The sequence below is a fragment of the Primorskyibacter flagellatus genome, assembly GCF_900176485.1.
GTDB classification, from domain to species: Bacteria; Pseudomonadota; Alphaproteobacteria; order Rhodobacterales; family Rhodobacteraceae; genus Primorskyibacter; species Primorskyibacter flagellatus.
Window position 1 is genome coordinate 248,796 of the sequence record NZ_FWYD01000002.1, and the last position, 19,265, is coordinate 268,060.

The following is a 19,265-nucleotide window of genomic DNA, read 5'->3' on the forward strand; positions in this document are numbered from 1 at the left end:
GCACGAGAAAATACGAGGAACCATTCCGCCAATGTCACAGAACCGCAACCTGTTCCTGCACCCCCCGTTGCCGATGATCAATGGCACCAAGCGCTATGCCATCATCTGGACACCGAAGGTTGCCAGCAACATCGTTCTGACGTGGTATTTGCGCGACATTGGCCTGCTTTACGCTGCGAACTTCTACAGCGAGTGGTCGCACAGGTTTCGCGGCGACGTATTGGTCAAATCGCAAACATACAAAGCGTGGCTCGCCGACGCCGCTGCCAACTACCTAGAGTATAAATACGTCAAGGTGATGCGCGATCCGTTCCGGCGGTCTGTCAGCTCTTATCGTCATGCGCTGCGCTTCGATGACACTCGGGTGCAGGTGGAACAGAAGATGGGCATCGACGCGTCGGAAGGGTTTTCCTACAACACGTTCCTGACCTTCCTCAGCCAATTGGATATTCGCAACTGCGATATTCATTTCCGCCAGCAACACCACCCCGTCGAGGATGTGGTCGGACGCGAGCGCATTGACTACATCCTGCTGGACGCGATGGAAGGCGAGCTGATCGACCACCTGGATCAGCGTCTTGGTGATGCCGGAAATGCCGACACGTCGGCAGATGAAGATGCAGAACTAAAGGCCCGCGTGGCGCATAATCTTACCCATATCAGCGCGCTGCATCACGCCAGCTATGACGGCGACGCGTTTGATGGCGAAAACTATGCTGACCACAAGTTCGCCTGCATCGACCACAAGGAATTTCCGGGTTTCGAGAAATTTGTCACGCCCCAAACTGAACAACTGGTACGGCAAATCTATGCGGCGGACTTTGCCGACATGGAACATGTGCTGAGCAAAAGCTGACGGCGGACCGGCCCCAATGGCACCGAATTTGAAAGAACAGCGCGACCTGCTTTACCTGGCCGCGCTATACGAGCGTTACGGCCATGACGACGCAGCCGCGCGATGTATCGCCCGCGCGATGCGGACGATGACGCCCGATCCTGAATACGTCGAGGGCGATCAGGTCAACCGGCTGGCAAGTTTCGGCGACCAGCTGTGTCGCCGCCTGTCCAATCGTGACTCCTACATCCTGCCCGAGCAGCGTCCGGACGACAAAACAGTGATGTTGCTTGCCACGCAACTTTACCCGACCGGCGGGCACACCGCACTTGTCTCCAATTTCGTGCGCGCCAATGGGGACCGGCGTGTGATTATTCTGGTGACCCAGTTCGACGGCGGCGAAACTGACTTGAATACAGTCAACTGGAAATATCCCGGCCTGACGGACAGCAATGTCGAGGTGATCCTTCTGGATCCGGCGAAAACCCTGCCAGAAGCCATCGGCGATGTGCTTTGGGTCGCCAGGGAGAATCGTCCGTCAGAAATTCACCTGTTCAACCATCCGCATGACGTGGCAGCCGTAACAGCCGTCGCCGCGATCAACCGGGGACGCAAAGAACCCAAAAAAACAATACTCAAGCGCATGCAGCGGCGCACTTCTCCGGATGTATTTTTCTACCACCACGCAGACATTCGGCCAACTTTGGGGCTTGCTCAACCCGGCTGCATCTACCTCGCGCATAAACGTTCGATGGTGGATGATTTCGCGCTGCCGGGGTCGCGCGGCAAACATTACATACCGCTGTCTCCTGCGACATTTACCCAGGAGATGCCCGCGCTGACCGCCGTGCAGGAAACCGCGCTTGCGGATGCCGGGTTCATTTCTGTCTCGATCGGCAACAGGATAAAGTTCTTCCCGCCGTTCAGCTATCCGGTGAAGTACAAGGAAATCGTCAGCCAGTTGCTGTTGCGCGATGACTCTGTGCATGTGCATATCGGCGATCTTTACCCTGCCGATCTGATTGCGATACGCGAAGAGTTGCGCCGCCACACAATCGACGAAGATCGCTTCCTGCACATCGCATTCTATCCTTCTCTGGCAACTTTCCTGAAAAAATACGCCGCCGACCTGTTTGTCTGTACCTTTCCGATTGGGGGCGGCATGTCCCTGATCGAGGCACTGTCCCACGGTATCGCCGTCGCGGCGCATAACCAGCCCTTCGAAGCTTTCAGTGAACTGGTCTATTGCCCGCCCGGCGTCATGATCTGGGATACGCCCGACGAATTGGGGCAGCTTGTTGCCAATCTGGACGAAACGCGGCTGAAAATGCTTCGGAACCAGGCGAAAGAACACTTCGCCAAAGAGTTTGGTTACGATGTGTTCAGCACGGCCTTGGCCAATGCGGTCAAAGCCGAACATCACAGCCCTGACATCCCATCCGATCCGGACCACAAGCTGCAACAAACGGAAGTGGACTGGCTTGTAAATCTGGTCAAGCGCAGTTGTTCGCCCAAGTTCCACAAGCAGGACATCAAGGCAACTCTGACCACAATCACCGAAGAGGCGCGCGTTCCGGGTGACAATCTCTCGGTGTATTTTGACGACGATTTCTATCGTTTGTTCGTGCTGGAAGACGATAGTTACTGGAACGCGCCGTTGCTGCATTACCTGCGGGTCGGGCATATGCGTGGATTGCAGCCTCATCCGCTTCTGGACCCTGACTGGCTTGCCGACAGCGGCACCCCGCCCGAAGGCACCGACCTTCTGACATGGTATGCACAGCGCAATCACGCAGACCCTGCACATACACATCCACTTTTTGACGGTGCGCGCTATTTCGAAAGCTCGCCGGATGTGCGCGATGCCGCGATTGATCCGCTGCGTCACTATCTTGAATATGGCTATGCCGAGTTTCTAGGTAGCCGCATTTACTGCACGCTGATTGACCGCGCCTTGTTTTCCCACAATTGCGGCCAGACGCTGACCCAGGTGCCCGACCTGCTGTATTATCTTTATTCGCCGGACGCTGCCCAAAAGACGCATACCGCCTTTGATCCCAATTTTTATCGGCATATCGCGCGCCCTCCCGCCAACGCCAGGGCGTTGCTGCACTACTACCGTCATGGCATGCTCGAGGGTTTGGATTTTCATGCGATGGTGTCCAATGATTTCCTGTCGCGGCAACACGGGTTCCGTATCAATTCCTCCGCGGCACTGAATATCTTCTTCCATGAATGGAAGACCATGGGCGAGCATATCAATCCGCATCCGCTTTTCGATACCGAGTTTGTACTTCAGCAATATCCGCATTTATGGCAGGAACCATTGCACCCGCTCACCTACTATCTGGCCGGCCGTGGCGGCGACCAGCCGCGCAGCGACTTTGTCGCCTCTGCCATCAAGACCCGCCCCCAATGGGAAACTGAAGGCCGCTCGACAATGGAATCCTTCGCCCGCGACGGCTTTCGGCACCGGTTGCGTCTGCCGGACGCCCATCCGCTGCGCGACGCGGTAGAATTGCAACTGTCGCGCGCGATCAGCGAAGGCGACAGTGCGATGGCGGATGCGATCACCGGCGCACACACGCGATTTCCATTTGCGAAAGGCGCAACGAAGCATTTTGCCAATACCCTTCTGACCCGCTGGAGAACATACACCCCCGCACCCTCCCGGATCTATCCATCAAAGATCCCAGCGGCACCGCAGCCTGCGTTTTTCGACAAGCCCCGGTCTTTGGGCTGGGCACATTTTGCGACCCACACGACTCGCAACCAAAGCCAGCCCATCCATATCCATGAGATGAACAAAGTGGCGGTTGTCGGCGGTTATCCTGGCGTGATTGATCTTGAGACCAACGAAATCCTGCTGCCCCAGGCCCCCAACCAAAGCCAAAAGACCCCGTGGCCCGAAGATCTGATTGGCGTGGAAGCTCAAGGCGACTGCGTTCGGTGGTCTTATGCGGATGTCGGGACCGAGACGATTTCCCATGGCGTGCTCTTGCGTACGGCAAATGAGCCGCAGGGCAACTGGGCGATTGATGTGATCGGGTCCTTGATGGCCCTGCTTGAGACCGGCCTGCCCCCGCGCGCGCGCCTTCTGGTTGATGAGACCATGGATTCGCGTTGCATCGAAGTGCTTCGCAGGCTGTGCGATAACCGTATCACGATCCTTCGGCGTGGGCATGTCACCAACGTCACGCGCTTGACCATCGTCACCCCGCCTGTTGCCTATGTAAACGCGCCTGACAAGGGCAAGGGGGAAGAAACCGACAGCTTCCTGAACATGGATGCACTGCAAGCCGCCCGCGACGTCCTGCAAGCGACCTATATAAACCGGCCGCAATCCAAGCGCCCGTCTGATCTCGTTCTCAGCAAAAGCGGTGTACCGAGCTGGATCACCAACTGGCACGACGTGAGCACGCTTTTCGGGGCGTCCGGGTTCGACACCGAAACCCTTGCCCATCGCAGCATTGCCGATACCGCGCAGTTGATCGGGGATGCGCGCACGCTTGTCATCTGTGAAGCCGAGCTGGCCGGACCGGCCCTGATGCTGGCGCGGCCGGGGACCCGAATTTACCTGATCAGCAATCTTGACGACTCGCAGGACCATAACAGTTGGCACAACATCGCCACCCTGTTCGGGCTGGATCTGCAATGGATCCCATGCGCAACGCTTATCAACCCCACCAGCGGTACTGCGACCCTGCCACCTATCCTTTACAAGGCTGTCATCAACCACCGGTTTAGCTAAGCCTTGCCAGAGCCGAACCATATACGTCTGTTTTTCTGTGTGTTTACCAGCGGAGGCGCTTCCGATGCCGATAAGAGCAAAGCTGATTGATTGCCTCAACAGCCGACTGATTGAGGACCTGCAACTTTATCAGACCGCCCTGTCGACATTCGGCATCGTCGCGCATGCCGTTGGGACGTCGCAAATTACTGCCATCCGGAAATCGCGCAGCAACGTCGCACGCATGCTGTTCGAGTACCTCAGCCCCGCCAAGGCGAACGAGGTCAAGGGGGATCCCCCGCAAAACGCCGCGCCAGATAGCGAGACGATCTGCCGAACGACTTTCATGGCGCAACCGCATTTCCGGATCTGGCTGGGCTATCCGGTGCTGGAACGTGACGAAGCCGACAAAGCGTTGATTGACACCTGTCTGAAATCGTTGACCACAGCCGAGGGCGTGACGGTATTCCGGGACATCGCAGTGCTGACGATGTATCTTTCGCCGCATGAATTGCCGTTGCTCTCGCCTGCGCAGATCGCAAAAATGCCGCGTTATGAACTGGGATTTTACCTCGGCATCCTGCTCAACCGTCCGGTTCTGCTGACCGAAGAGGACGAGGTCCAATATGGCAAATTCACCCCGGATCTGATCGACTGGATTTGCGAGCTGCTTGAAGACCCGCAAATCGCGCCAATCCAGAAAAGTCTTCTGGATCTTGTGCAGAAAATCAATCTGGGCGAATATTATGTGGCCGAAATCGATGCGCCGCCACTTCTTGAGAAGCGCAAGAAAATGATCGGCCTGATCCGCAGGCTTGATCCCACACTTCGCAAAATCCCGCCCTATCAACCCCCGGCCCGTGCCAATGATCCAACTCGCAAAATCCGTGTCGGATTTTTGGCGCGGACGTTGAAGAAAGGCCCGGACAGCGAGTCGCTTTACGCGCTGTTTCGTGATTTCGATACTGATCGGTTCGAGATTTACGCCTACACGATCGACCATTTCGACCGCGTTGTGAAAGCCGACAAGGCGTTTGACGAAGCCTTTGACAAAGTGCTGTCCGGACGCCGTCTGCTGCGCTATGTTCAAGGCACGGCGCATATCGTGGACAAACTTCGCAGCGACGAATTGGACATTTTCATCCTCGCCAACTCCACGCATTTCGGGGTTGGAACGGCGGATCTGCTGATCTCGCACCGGGTGGCACCGATCCAGATTTCCTCTAATACGGTGAACCCGTTGCCAACCTCTGTCGGCGCGTTCGATCATTTTCTGACGTCAAGCTGTCCCGACACATCCGACGAAATTGCCTATTCCGACATCATGGAGCCACCGATTTTCCTGGATCCGACGTCGATCTGCTATCCGTTCGGTCTCGGAAAGGAGACACGCACGGTGCTGGACCGTGCAACAATCGGGCTGCGCGACGATGATGTGATGTTCTACAATGGCAGTTCCGTCGACCGTCTGCGCGCGCCCTGCCTGCGCGCCTATATGCGCGCTGTGGCGCAGGTGCCAAATGGCAAGCTGGTGCTGGCTCCGTTCAACTCGGGGTGGTCCGGCAACCTGCATTCCAACATCTTCTGGGAACGTCTGCGGCGCGTGGCGGCCGAAGAGGGGTTCAGCCTCGAAGATATCGTCATCACCAACGAATTGACGCTGGCAGAGGCCCGCAACCTTGTGCAGATCTGCGATGTCTATCTGACCACCTGGCCGCATGGCGGGGCGACGACCGTGACACTGGCGCTGGACAAGGCCAAACCCGTGGTGGTGACGAAACGTGTGTCGTCCCGGTCCATTGACCAGTTCCTGGTCGGATCTGTCGGGCTGAATGAATTGGTAGCAAAGGATGAAGATGATTTCATCCGCATCGCCGCCGATTTGGGGCGCTCAGCGGAAACGCGCACCGCAATTGGCGACCGGCTGAGCAATTACGACGGCAAGATGCCGTTCTTTGACGTCGATAACTACTCGACCCGGTTTCAACAACTGCTGCTCGACGTCTGGGACCGCAATTGACATGCGGTGAAACGGGATTTGTCAAAGGTCCGGCCCTGCGGTAATGGGTGGCCAGACCAATCCGACGCAAGAAACGCTTCTAAGGACGAAGAAAATATGGATGCAATGATTGATCCCAAGGCCAGCATCGGCGCAAATGTGCGCTTCGGTGCAGGCGTCCGTGTCTACGCCAATGCCGAGATTGGCGATGATTGCACGATTGGTGATTTCTGCATCCTCGGCCATCCCGGACCGGGCGAAAACGACCCGCTGCGCCTTGGCGCCGGGGCAACGATACGGTCACATTCCGTGCTCTACGAAGGCTCGACCATCGGGCCGAAGCTCGAAACCGGGCATCACATCGTCATCCGTGAGAAAAGCCAGATCGGCGAGAACCTTCGGGTGGGCAATTTCTCGGACATCGAAGGCACCTGCCGGATCGGCGATTTCACCCGGCTGCACGGCTACGCCCATGTTGGCAAGGGCACGCAGATTGGCGATTTTGTCTGGTTGTTCTCACTGACCACAACAATGAACGATCCGCTCCCGCCCAGTCATATCCACGACCCGGTGACGATCGGGGACATGGTCACCGTCTGCGTCAACGCGCAATGCATGCCCGGAACGCGGATTGGCCGGGGCTGCCTGATCGCAGCGGGGGCGCTGGCCGAGGGCGAAATTCCCGACGGCCAGATCCTTGGCCGCAACGGAATCGAGGGGCCGGTGAACTTTGCCATGCATATGGCCACCCGTACGCGCCACCCGTGGCACAAGCATTTCGCCGACGCTTATCCGGACCACGCACAGGACCGGATCAAGGCGCTTGGCACCGAAATCGAGGCCGCCCTACTGGCGGCCATGTAAGCAAACCATTCCAAAGGACTGAGTAAATGGAACGCCAGGAAATCCTCGACACGATGAACCTTGTGATGACCAACAAGGGGCGCGAGCCGATTACAGACGAAACCGTTGCCACCCGCGACGCCAATTTCCGCAGCCTCGACTTTTCCGAAGTTGCCCTGCGAATCGAAACCAAGCTGGGCCGCGAACTGACCTTCGATGCCGCGGCTATGCGCAACATCGACACAGTCAAGGACGTGCTGGATTTCTTCGAGAAAGCCACGGCCTGAACCATGCCCGACGTCGCCCATAACAACACGATCACCTTTCCAGATGGTCAGTCCAGCTGGTCCGCCCTGCTGAAAAATGCCGATGCCCGGATCGGTGAACCTGACCGGTTCGATGGGCAGCGCGTGGTCTTTGTGGTCGACTCGATGCAACAGGCGTTCGGCGCGATCATCTACGGGCTGACGCATGGCTTGGATTACGGCGTGGTGGAACGCCACCGCGTCTCGCCCGAGGTGGCGGGACGCTTTGCCGAGAACGGCGTGACCCTGTTCGATTGGGCGGCCGTCACTGTCATGGGCGATGCACAACACGCGGGCGACACGCTGGAGCCGGGTCGGGTCACGGTGCTGACCTCCGGCACCACCGGGTTGCTGAAGCTGATCCCGCATAGTTGGGATACGCTCAACACTTTCGACCGGGTGGCTGAACTGCCCGCAAACACATGGTTTCTGCCCTACCAGATCGGCAGCTACGCGTGGTTCCAGATGGTGGCACTTGGGCTGTTCAAGCCCGGCCAGAACCTGGTTTGCGGTGATTTCAACGACCTTGCCGCCAGCTTTGAGACCGCGCTGCACACTGGGCAGATCACCGCAATCTCCTCTACCCCGACATTCTGGCGCCATGCGCTGATGAATATCGGCTTCGACCTGATACAATCCGCCCCGCTGACGTCAATCTCCATGGGTGGTGAGATTGTCGATCAGGCCATTCTGGACGAATTGGGCGGCATTTTCCCGCAGGCCAAGATCCGCCACATCTATGCCAGTTCCGAGGCTGGCGCGGCGATTGTCGTGACGGATGGCAAGGCCGGGTTTGACGCAAAGCTGACCGATCCCGCCCGCGCCATCGGTGTGAAGGTCGAAGAAGATCGGCTCTATATCCGCTCGCCCTATTCCAACAAGGCCGACGCTTCCGGTTGGGTTGATACTGGCGACCTTGTCGAACGTCGTGGCGACCGGTTTCTGTTTTGCGGTCGTGCAGGCAACACCATGATAAACGTGGGCGGCCAAAAAGCCTTTCCTCCGGATATCGAGGCCTATCTCAACGCACACCCAAATGTGGTCTGGTCGCAGGTCACTGCGCGCCGCGCGCCTTTGATGGGCAACTTGCCTGTGGCGAAAGTGGTGTTGACGAAAGGTGCCGACACGACAACTGCCGAGCGCGACCTGACCGAATACTGTAGCAAAGGGCTGGCCGAATACGCCGTGCCGCGCATGTGGGAGTTTCTTGACAGCGTTCCCATGCGCGCAAGTCTGAAGAGCTGAACCAAGGAACGAAAACATGCATACCAACGGACAGAACATCATCGTCAGCGGCGGCTCTCGCGGGCTGGGCCTGCATCTGGTCAGCCAGCTTCTGAAGAACGGCAACAAGGTCGCGACCTTTGCCCGGACGCGTACACCGGAAATGGACGCCCTGGACAAGGAGTACGGTGACAGTTTTCATTTTGCTTCGGTCGATGCCGTGGATGCCGACAAGGTCAACGGCTTCGTCGCCGAGGTCTGCGACAAGTTCGGCGGGCGGCTGGACAGCATCGTCAACAATGCGGCGATTGGTCAGGACCAATTGCTGATGCACACGGATCTGGACACCATCCAGCAAATCGTGAACATCAACATCGTCGGCCCGACCATTCTGATCCGCGCGGCGATCAAGCGCATGATGCTTCAGGGCGGCGGCAATATCTGCAACATCTCGTCGATCTGTGGCTCTCGCGGTTATGCGGGCCTATCGGTTTATGCCGGCTCCAAGGGCTATCTGGACGCGATGACCCGCGCGCTGGCGCGTGAAGTGGGCGAGGCGGGCATCTTCATCAACTGCGTGGCCCCCGGTTTCTTCGAATCCGAGATGTCGTCGGTCCTGCGCCCCGAACAGTTGAACACGATCAAGCGTCGGACGCCGTCGGGATCGCTGTCCAATGACGAGAACATCTTCAAGGTCGTTGATATGGTGATTTCTGGAACGACCAACATGCAGGGTCAGGTGGTGTTCGTCGATGGCGGGATCACCAGCTGATCTATCTTTGAAAGTCTCGGGCGGGCGCATCGTTGCGGCCGCCACCCCCGGCCCAGCCACCTATCTGCCCTGCGGAACCCGGCTGGTTTTCGTCTCTGACACCGACGCAGGCAACGCGGTTGCGATTGACGCAGAACCGCGCGGGGACCCGCTGCCCGACGTGATCGCTCGCGCCTTGCCGAAGCTGTCCCCAGGGTCAGCTTTGCGGGCGTGGACCGTTCTGGAAGTTGTGGCAAAGCTGACCGGTACGCCGATCCTGACCGTGTTGCGTACTGTCCCGGCCGAAACGCTGATCCGACTGGATAGGCGGAATGTCGAGCTGCTCTGGCACGGGAAAACAATCAAGATCGAACGCCACGACACGGATGATGTCTGGCTGGCGATGGGGCGGTTGGCCTGACGACATGTCGGCCGGACCGTCCTGCGATTACGCTTGTCGCTTTGCAGAACGAAGCTACAAGCCCTCTACTTCCCGATATGACGTTTCAAAACGTCCAGATACAGGGTCCCGAAGGTCTGACTGGGTTCCAGAACGGCCTTTTCTGCCCACTCGTTCCAGGCATTCAGGAACAGCTCTTTCCGGTAGGATTGCGGCACACGCTTTTCCAGAAGTTGGGGCAGCCAGCGGTTGAAAGAGCCGGGGTTCGCGCCATACGCGATGTGGGCCATGCGCCCGCGCCGGGCGGTATTGTCCCAGCTTGGCATCGCGCCGCAGATCGTGTTTTTCGGCAACTTCTTGTAATAGGCTGGCGTGGTCGAATTGTTTGCCACCGCGTTATAGTCGTAGATCAAGCCCTCGAATCCTTCGGCAGGCTCAAAGCCCAGCTTATTGCCGTCGGGACCGCCGAACAGGTAATCGCTTCCCGAGACCATGCCATGCGGGGCCATCTCGATCCAGAAGTCGAACAGATCGTCCGCGACCTGATTTTCGCCGGAAATGTGAAAACAGACAGCCCCCAGCTCGACCTCGCCGATACCTGCTTCGCGCCATGCGTCGCGCATCGCGGCGACGCTTGCAGCCGGGTCTGGCATATCTTCGGGACGGTAGATGACAAACCTGGGCCGGGTGCCATCGGGGCGTTGGTAGCGTGGATCACGCATATAGGGCAGGCTGTCCTCAACCAGTTGCTTCTCAAAACCCTTGGCATAGGTTTGTTCCAGAAGTACGGTTCCCGACAACCCATCCCAATTGCGACGCCAGCTTTCATTTGCCCAGCATAGGTAGAAAGGAAAGTCGATCTCTGGCTGTTCCAGAAGCTTGTTGAGAGGCGCCTCCAGCACCCGCTTGCCGTCAAACCAGTAATGATAGACGCAAAACGCGTCGATGCCCGCGTCTCGGGCCAACTCTGCCTGTTCGCCCATCACTTCGGTCGCGCGCAGATCGTAATATCCCAGATCAGAGGGCAGCATTGGTTGCAGATGTCCCGGAAACAGCGACTCGGCCGATACGGTGGACCGCCATTCGGTAAAGCCCTTGCCCCACCATGCATTGTTTTCCGGAATCGGATGGAATTGCGGCAGGTAAAAGGCACTGACATATTCCGGCGGTTCGGGTCGCTTGACCTGCGCCTTCGGGTCAATCTGGCTGGCCTGCACCACCTTTTGCCCGGTGGCGGCACATAAAAAGCCCAATGCGCGCTCGATCGAATGGGCCAGTGTGCCGTCAACCTGAACCTGTTCCGGTTCAAAGGTATTTTCATTAAGCTTCAGGCTTTTGATCATGCCCAGCAGCAAGGGTTTGACCCAGTAGATTGAACCGGCGGGAAACGACAGCTTGCCATGATCAACGGGAACCTCGATCCGCCGCATCAGGCTGCGCGTCGTCTCAAAGTTCGAACCCCACCATTCCTCGCCAGTGAAGTGCTGACCATCAGCGACCCAGAAACCAGCACTGTCATCCGCAACGAAAGCATCAAGCTTCTCTTGCAGGCCCTGTTTTGGCAGAATCCCCTCAATCAGATGGCGGCGCCATTTGTCGCCATCCGCGCGGTGCGGGGATTTCTTGGTGTGAAACTTGGCAACAGCTTTGTAGCTGTCCAGCATGCCGGAATTCACCAGATGCACGAACGGCAGAATGTCACGGCCACGGTTGGGCATTGACGCCACCAGCGCGTTTGGAAACTGTTTTTTGATCTTGCTGGCCAAGTCGTCAGTTTCGTCACCGCGATAGGTGATTGTGATGTAAAGATCGTGATCGATCTTTACCTGTTCGAGCGTCTCGCGGAACTCCTCCCACAGGTCGGGGTAATAAATGTGAATGACGATGGCATAGGGCGCGGTTCCGCCCGTATCGTGACCGCGCAAAACCGGCATTTTTGTCTGCGGGACTTCCACCACCTCTGGCAGTTCCTTGTGGACACGGGTTTCCTTGTGCCCACCTCTGACCCAATGCTCGAAGGCCGGAACGCCAATCGCCGCCACATCGGGATTGTAACGCAGATAGGCGGAGGGTGAAAAATCGGGGTTCGGTCGAAAGCCCATTCTCTCGCCGTATACGATATAATGGCGCAGCGGCAGCCTATGATAGAGCGGGTGGATGTGCGGATAGGCCCCGCGATAGTAGATTGGGTCAAAGAGACCGCTTTTTGACGCCTCGGCCAGGTAGCGCTGCTCGCTGGGCTTCAGGAGAAAAAGGCGCGCAAAACGGGCGATACGTTGGGCGGTAAACTTCGAAAAAAATGACATTGACGGTCCTGGATGCGGCTTCACGATCCCTTACCAATCCGGACACCCCCCTGCAAATGGGAATGTGAAGCTACGGCGTCATGGCGCCTCATTCAGTATATAGCGATTGTAACGCGACAACAGCAACAGCCCGAAAAACAGGCATATTGCCGAAATCATGTAAACGTAGGCCGGCGATACAAAGACCGCATCATAGGTTACGAAGAACCCAGCCCGAAATTCCATGATTATATGCGCAATCGGGTTAAACAGCAGGATCGTCCGGTACGGTTCGCTGATCTCGTCGACCACGAACAGAACACCTGACAGGATGAACGCAGGACGGTTGATGATGCCCCAGATCTGGTCCCAGACCGGGAACATGTGGATCAGGAAACAATTCAGCATGCCCAATCCCAATGCGATTGCCGCGGCCATTCCCATGGCCTGCGCAATCGCACCCCAATCCAGAATCGCGTTCACACCAAGCGCCACGATAAGCCCGGACATGAACAGCAGAGCGACCATGGCTTGCGTCAGATAGTTGAGGATGAACCGGCTCAGGACCGCATCAACGAATGTCACGCTGGGATAAGCCAAAAGCTGTTTGGAAAACCGGATCGACACCCCGATTTTCCGGGTAACATCGTTGTAGAGCATAAATGGTATGAAGCCCGTGCCGTAAAACAGCGCAAAATCATTTCCGAGAGGTGGCTTGCGGAACGCAAAGGAGAACACGATTGAAAGAAGGGTAACCGCAGCGATCGGCTCTGCGATCGCCCAGAGATACCCGCCGGGTGATTTGCCGTAGGTTGTGGACATCTCGCGCAGCAACAGCGCAAAGATTGCCCGCAATCCAGGGAACCTCCGGGTCTTTCGCGCCAGTAGCTTGCTTGACATCGCTTTCGAACTCCCTCCCCGGCATTGCCGGTCTTTCCTGCCCAGCTGCGGACATGTTAAGGTTTGCCGTATTGCACCCGGCGTGTGAAGGTGTAAACCATCCCTACCACCCCGGCCACGGGCAACCAGTATCGAGCGAGTTGACCATTTCCAAGACGCCACCATCTTCCGCAGCATCCAAGGGCGACACCCCATCAAAGCCGAAAGCGAGCGCTTCGGCAGCCAAGGAAGCTGTGACGCAGACGCGTCCGTCGCAGGCCGCCGAAAAGCCGACACAACCTCAGACATCCGCGCAACCCGATCAACCGCGCCTTACTCCGAAGCAGCGGGCAGCGGCGAAGCAGCGCGCTGCAGCGAGGCAACGCGTCAATGCCAATGCACAACAGGCCAATAGTGGCGAAGCTCCGGCAGCCCCCGCGCAGGCCGCGACGAATCCGGCGGCGGATGCGGCACACAGCGACAACGCCAAAAGCCAGCAACCGGCAGACGAGGCCAAACCCGCCCCCCAGCCTAAGGCTTCATCAGACCGAACGATCCCGCAAGCTGTTACCGCCGCAGACGTGAAACCACGTCATTTCGGGCTGTTAGCGGCATTCTTGGTGATCGTGGTCGCGCCGCTGATGGTCGCCGCCTATTATCTTTTCGTGATTGCAGAGGACCAATATACCTCGACGGTCGGATTTTCCGTTCGATCAGAAGAATTGAATTCCTCCCTCGACTTGCTGAGCGGATTGAACAGCCTATCCGGCACCAGCTCGTCTGATACCGACATCCTGTATGAATTCATCCAGAGTCAGGACCTCGTCAAGCGCCTTGATGAAAGGCTTGATTTGCGCGCAATCTATTCGAAACCCGATTTCGACCCGATATTCGCCTATGATGAGGCCGGGTCAATCGAGGATCTGGTGGCTTACTGGCGACGCATGGTGCGGATTTTCTACGACAGTGGCACCGGTCTGATCGAACTGCGTGTCCACGCATTCGAGCCGCAGGACGCACAGGATATTGCAACGGAGATCTTTCAGGAATCGTCTGCGATGATCAACCAACTCTCCGCGATCGCCCGCGACGACGCCACCGGCTATGCAGAAGAAGAACTGGTGAAAGCCGAGGAACGGTTGAAAGTTGCACGACAGGCGCTGACACGGTTCCGCTCTGAAACACAGATCGTCGATCCCTCTGCCGATATTCAGGGGCAGATGGGACTGCTTAATTCACTGGAAGCACAGCTTGCCGAAGCCATCATCGAGATGAACCTGCTGCGCGAAACGACCCGCGCCGCCGACCCGCGCATCGAGCAAAGCGAGCGGCGCATCGCCGTCATCGAACAGTTGATCGAAAAAGAGCGCACGAAATTCGGTGTCGGCACGGGCAATGCAACCGGCGGGCAGGACTATTCGACATTGGTGGGCGAATACGAGCGCCTCGTTGTGGACCGTGAATTTGCCGAAAAGGCCTATGTGTCGGCACTGTCTGCATTCGACGGGGCGCAGGCCGAAGCGCGTCGCCAAAGCAGGTATCTTGCCGCATATACCCGCCCTACTCTGGCAGAGAGTTCCGGCTACCCGCAGCGATGGCTGCTGACGTTGTTGACTGGGGTTTTCGCGTTCCTGACCTGGGCGATCGTCGTTCTCATCTATTACAGCGTGCGCGACAGGCGTTGAGCCGGAGATGATCGAGCTTCGCAACCTTTCCAAATACTACACGGTCAACGGTGTTACCAAACATGTCGCCCGCGACATTAATTTCACCTTTCCAACAGGCGAATGCGTCGGACTTCTGGGCCGCAACGGCGCAGGAAAGTCTAGCCTTCTGAAGATGATCGCAGGCACGATGGACCCCGACAAGGGCGAAATCCTGTCGACAGGAACAGTGTCTTGGCCGGTGGGTTTTGCGGGTAGCTTTCATCCCGATCTGTCCGGCTCGCAGAACTGCAAATTCGTGGCGCGGATCTACGGCGTCGACACCGATGAGATGTGCGATTTCGTCAAGGAGTTCTCAGAACTGGGCGCGCATTTCCAACTGCCGGTACGGACATATTCTTCGGGGATGCGGTCGCGTCTGGCTTTTGGTCTTTCGATGGCAATCCAGTTCGACACATACCTGATTGACGAAGTCACCTCGGTTGGCGATGCGGCTTTCCGCAGCAAAAGCGAAGCGATCCTGAAAGCCCGACTGGAAACCAGCGGCGCGGTGATCGTCTCCCATTCGCTGGATTTGTTGCAGCGCATGTGCACCAGCGGTGCCGTCATGGATGACGGCCAATTAACCTATTATCCGAACGTCAAACACGCGATTGAACACCACAAGCACACCATGCGCGGCACGCGTCCGAAATGGATGCGAAAGTAGCCACGCAACGGGGTGCGCGCGGTCAGATCAGAAAACCGTAACCCAGCCATGGCAGCTTTCCCGTCAACATCGTTAACGGGGAGCAATCCATGTCTGAGGTTTCGCCAGTTCTGTCACTACCGTACATCGCGCCGGCACAGGCGCAGAAACACGTCACCCATAATGAGGCATTGCGGGTGTTGGATGCCCTTGTGCAGCCAACAGTTGCAAGCCGCACGGCAGGCGATCCGCCGGCTTCGCCCTTGCATGGCGATCGCTATGTCGTGGGGCCATCGGCCTCTGGCCTGTGGGCTGCGCATGCCGGCGATTTGGCACTATTTGAAGAAGGTCTGGGGTGGAGCTTTTTCGCGGCCAAACATGGCTGGGTCGTACATGTACGCGACGAGGACATTCTGTGCGCCTTTGATGGCAGCGATTGGCAACCGTTGGGGCTGTATGCCAATCAGCCGTTGCAGAATGTACCACAGCTCGGCATCGCGACCGGCGCGGATGAGACCAACCGATTGGCCGTTGCCTCCGACGCTACATTGCTGTCCCATGCGGGCAATGGACACCAGCTAAAGATCAATAAGGCTATGGCTGCGGACACTGCCAGCCTGCTTTTTCAGACCACCTGGGGTGGCCGCGCCGAGATGGGCACAACCGGCAGCGACGACTTCGCAGTCAAGGTCAGCGCCGACGGATCGAGCTGGACCGACGTCATGGTGATGGCAGCCGATGGCTCGGCAACACAGTTTGGCACGCCGGTAATCGTGGATGAGGATGTCGCCGCGGATCGGTTGATCTCCTCCACCCACAAGCACAGCTATCTGACCATGACATTGAACAACAGCCATGCCGATCCGGTGGCATCGTCAATCCAGATGGGGTTCGGCGGCGTGCGGCGCTACGCGTGCCTTGTGCATGCGGGCTTCGAGCAGTTCAACATCACCGCCTATGACGCGGCTGGTGTCTGGAAGGGCAGCCCCGTCGTGCTGGAATTTCCCGGCTCTGCATCAATGAACAACGCGCTATATATCGACAAGAACAGCCACGTTGGCATCGGCAAAGCGCCCGGCGCCGCAAAGCTGGATATTGACGGCATTGCGCGGCTCAAGCCTTTGAGCAAGTCAGCTTTGCCTGCGGCGTCAACCGTCGGCCCAGGCGGAATCGCCTTTGTTTCAAATGCTGCCGGAGGAGCACAGCCGGCCTATAGCGACGGCACGAATTGGCGGAAAATGTCAGACAATCAGGTCGTATAGGCCATCAAGACACTACCGGGAAACGGCATGGAACCCAGCCTGCCGTTTCCGATCTATGGCAGTGAAACATTCGCCGGACGCCTGAGCGCGGTCAAATACCCGTTTCAGACAGATTTTACGCACGCTCCGGCGAAGATCCACGCCGGAGCGTGCAGGAAACTGTTCGTGGCCCGCAAACCACCCGATGGTTCCGGGTAAAATCCGATATAACCTCTTGATGAATTCGTTCTGTCCACCCGAAATTGCCGTGAACGTTCTTCTTCCCGCCCCGATAGCCTGCTCTACTGCATTGCCGTGAGTTTCGGCTAGAAGGAGACGGCAAAGCGGGTATATGACGGGCCGATGAATGACGACGCGCAAACTCTTTCGGTAACGGTGCTCATGGCGACACATGAGGGCGCGGCGACGCTTTGCGAACAGATTGACAGCATTCTTGGGCAGACGCTTTCACCGCGATCATTGATCGTCAGCGATGACGGATCGCAGGACGGCACGCGCGAAATTTTGCAGCGCTACGCAGAAAGACGCGACCTGACTGTGATGGACGGTCCTTGCGCAGGCGCGTCAGCCAATTTCCTGCATTTGCTCGCAATGCCCTCTCAGACAGATCTGGTGGCCCTTTCCGATCAGGATGACGTCTGGCTGCCGCAAAAGCTGGAACGGGCAGCCGCTGCCCTTAGGGCGATCCCGGCCGCGATCCCCGGATTATATTGTGCTCGCCCGTTGATCTGCTCTGCGGACCTTAACACCTGCCGCATCGCACCGCTGCCCAGCCGGGCACCGGGGTTTCGTCACGCCATGGTGCAGAACATCGCCGGCGGCAACTGCATGGTGATGAACCGTGCCGCGACCGACCTGATCCAGGCAGCATTGGCGGAGGTGGGCGAGATCCCCTACCATGACTGGTGGATCTACCAACTGATCACGGGGGCAGGCGGCACCGTCTTGACCGACGACGTACCGTCGTTGAAATATCGACAGCATCGGCACAACGAAGTCGGCTCTGGCCACCGCACGTTGCGTGGCTTCCTTACGCGGCCATTCAGGGTACTGTCCGGGCGCTATGCAAAGGTCAGCGCGGCCCATGCGAATGCCTTGTTGCGATCGTCCCACAGGCTGACGCCCGAAAACCACACCCTGCTTGAGAGTTTTGTAGCCGCCCAGGCAGAACGTCCTTTAACCCGTCTGCAACGACTGCGCGCATTAGGTGTCTACCGGCAAGGCCGCTCCGGCACGTTGGCGTTGTGGTGTGCTGCGCTGATGGGACGTATTTGAAATGACCGAGCAACGGCTAAAGGTGATGCTTCTGGGTGGCGACGGTGGTCGTTCTGGCGTGCCGCGGCATATCCACCAATTGGCCAACGCGTTAAGCGACCGGGCCGAGGTGGTCATCGCGTCCGATGCCGACACGGGCGGCTATGGCTTTGCGCGCGAAAACGGCCGAACCCATCTGGAAATTCCCGGCCTTGCATCCTCGCTTCAGCCAGCCCGGATTCGCGCGGCGGCTGCACAGCTCGACCGGGCCGTGGCAGCAGTGCAGCCGGACATCCTGTGGGCGCATGCCCGACTGACCTTGCCACTGGCACGGATCGTCGCGCGCAAGCGACCCGATCTGCGGCTGTCCTGCACCTATCACGGCGTGCCATTTGGCCCCGGCCACCGTCGCGCCGCCGCCACGTTCTTTCGACGGTTGGAGCGGCATTTCCTCGGCGTCACGCCGCAACATCACCTGATTTTTCTGACCGAAGAGGATCATGCCGCATTCGCGCCGGACATGCTGTCACAGCACAGCAGCCATATCGTGCCGAACTGCTCTGACCTTGGCGGTTTTGCCCCCACCGCACCTGCAGACGGACCACGGCATCTGGTGATGACCACCAGATACGCACGTCAAAAGAACCTTAGCGCTGCGGCGCGGATATTTGCGCAATTGCCGCAGGACTTTCGCCTGACTATCGCGGGGATGCACACGGATGGGCCAGGGCTACACAAACGGTTCAGGCGCATCCTGTCGGCCCCAGAGATGGCACGGGTCAATTTTGTCGGTCCGGTCAACGACGTACGCCCGCTTCTGGCACAGGCTGACGGATATCTGATGACCTCGCTTTACGAGGGCTTGTCGATCGGCATGCTGGAGGCGTTCGAATACGGGTTGCCTATTTTTTCGACCCCTGTGGGCGGCACGGCTTTGCTAAGTCGCCACCACCCGGAAATGCACATCATCGACGCGCTGCACCCCAAACGCACGGCACGCCAGATCGTCAGGGTCACCGACCGCTTTCGCGCAAACCGGGCCGACCTCGGTGGCAAGATCCATGCCAAATGGCGAGAACGATTTTCATCGCCCGTCTGGAAAACGGCGATCCTGAAAGTCTACGATGAGATATGCGCCTAAGACTA

The 19,265-nt window shown here is 58.0% G+C and carries 16 protein-coding genes; 14 read left to right on the forward strand and 2 right to left on the reverse strand.

Features of this window, described 5'->3' with window-relative positions; all coding sequences use genetic code 11:
* Window positions 1-31: 31 nt before the first annotated feature.
* The 8 genes from B8991_RS04090 (at window position 32) to B8991_RS04125 (ending at window position 10,108) form a co-directional block, all read left to right on the forward strand.
* On the forward strand, window positions 32-856 hold the full coding sequence (locus B8991_RS04090) for a sulfotransferase family 2 domain-containing protein (RefSeq protein WP_084350579.1): 825 nt from the start codon (window positions 32-34) through the stop codon (window positions 854-856).
* Between the two features lie 16 nt (window positions 857-872).
* A complete protein-coding gene (locus B8991_RS04095; RefSeq protein ID WP_084350581.1) occupies window positions 873-4,586 on the forward strand; it encodes a glycosyltransferase family protein in 3,714 nt (1,237 codons plus the stop codon).
* 64 nt (window positions 4,587-4,650) lie between these two features.
* Window positions 4,651-6,585: an O-linked N-acetylglucosamine transferase family protein gene (locus B8991_RS04100; RefSeq protein ID WP_084350583.1), complete on the forward strand. Its 1,935-nt coding sequence runs from the start codon at window positions 4,651-4,653 to the stop codon at window positions 6,583-6,585.
* A gap of 96 nt (window positions 6,586-6,681) precedes the next feature.
* Window positions 6,682-7,428 carry a hypothetical protein gene (locus tag B8991_RS04105; protein ID WP_084350585.1) on the forward strand — a complete coding sequence of 249 codons (747 nt, stop codon included), beginning with the start codon at window positions 6,682-6,684 and terminating at the stop codon, window positions 7,426-7,428.
* A gap of 26 nt (window positions 7,429-7,454) precedes the next feature.
* Entirely contained in the window at window positions 7,455-7,694 is a 240-nt protein-coding gene (locus tag B8991_RS04110) for a hypothetical protein (RefSeq protein WP_198662629.1), read from the forward strand.
* A 3-nt stretch (window positions 7,695-7,697) separates the two neighbouring features.
* Entirely contained in the window at window positions 7,698-8,957 is a 1,260-nt protein-coding gene (locus tag B8991_RS04115) for an AMP-binding enzyme (RefSeq protein ID WP_084350587.1), read from the forward strand.
* A 16-nt stretch (window positions 8,958-8,973) separates the two neighbouring features.
* Window positions 8,974-9,708, forward strand: coding sequence for an SDR family NAD(P)-dependent oxidoreductase (locus B8991_RS04120; protein WP_084350589.1), 735 nt, complete (start codon window positions 8,974-8,976; stop codon window positions 9,706-9,708).
* Window positions 9,689-10,108, forward strand: coding sequence for a hypothetical protein (locus B8991_RS04125; RefSeq protein ID WP_084350591.1), 420 nt, complete (start codon window positions 9,689-9,691; stop codon window positions 10,106-10,108). The genes B8991_RS04120 and B8991_RS04125 overlap by 20 nt, the downstream gene beginning before the upstream one ends.
* Before the next feature lie 65 nt (window positions 10,109-10,173).
* Here B8991_RS04125 and B8991_RS04130 read toward each other — a convergent pair whose 3' ends face one another.
* Entirely contained in the window at window positions 10,174-12,393 is a 2,220-nt protein-coding gene (locus B8991_RS04130) for a glycoside hydrolase family 99-like domain-containing protein (protein WP_084350593.1), read from the reverse strand.
* Window positions 12,394-12,471: 78 nt separating this feature from the next.
* Complete coding sequence (locus tag B8991_RS04135; protein ID WP_084350595.1) at window positions 12,472-13,272, reverse strand: ABC transporter permease; 801 nt, start codon at window positions 13,270-13,272, stop codon at window positions 12,472-12,474.
* Window positions 13,273-13,505: 233 nt separating this feature from the next.
* Between B8991_RS04135 and B8991_RS04140 the strand changes: the two genes are divergently transcribed.
* The 6 genes from B8991_RS04140 to B8991_RS04160 all read left to right on the forward strand — a co-directional run bounded on the left by B8991_RS04140 (window position 13,506) and on the right by B8991_RS04160 (window position 19,260).
* A complete protein-coding gene (locus tag B8991_RS04140; RefSeq protein ID WP_235866537.1) occupies window positions 13,506-14,936 on the forward strand; it encodes a KpsE/RkpR family capsule polysaccharide export protein in 1,431 nt (476 codons plus the stop codon).
* Window positions 14,937-14,943: 7 nt separating this feature from the next.
* A complete protein-coding gene (locus B8991_RS04145; RefSeq protein WP_084350597.1) occupies window positions 14,944-15,624 on the forward strand; it encodes an ABC transporter ATP-binding protein in 681 nt (226 codons plus the stop codon).
* A gap of 89 nt (window positions 15,625-15,713) precedes the next feature.
* Window positions 15,714-16,865: a DUF2793 domain-containing protein gene (locus B8991_RS04150; protein ID WP_084350599.1), complete on the forward strand. Its 1,152-nt coding sequence runs from the start codon at window positions 15,714-15,716 to the stop codon at window positions 16,863-16,865.
* Between the two features lie 27 nt (window positions 16,866-16,892).
* The gene (locus B8991_RS21405) at window positions 16,893-17,063 is read left to right on the forward strand and encodes a hypothetical protein (protein ID WP_179141424.1); all 171 of its coding nucleotides are present in this window, start codon (window positions 16,893-16,895) and stop codon (window positions 17,061-17,063) included.
* Window positions 17,064-17,246: 183 nt separating this feature from the next.
* Window positions 17,247-18,140, forward strand: a complete 894-nt coding sequence (locus tag B8991_RS04155) for a glycosyltransferase (protein WP_235866538.1) — start codon at window positions 17,247-17,249, stop codon at window positions 18,138-18,140.
* Window position 18,141: 1 nt separating this feature from the next.
* Entirely contained in the window at window positions 18,142-19,260 is a 1,119-nt protein-coding gene (locus tag B8991_RS04160; RefSeq protein WP_084350603.1) for a glycosyltransferase family 4 protein, read from the forward strand.
* The last annotated feature ends 5 nt before the right edge of the window (window positions 19,261-19,265 follow it).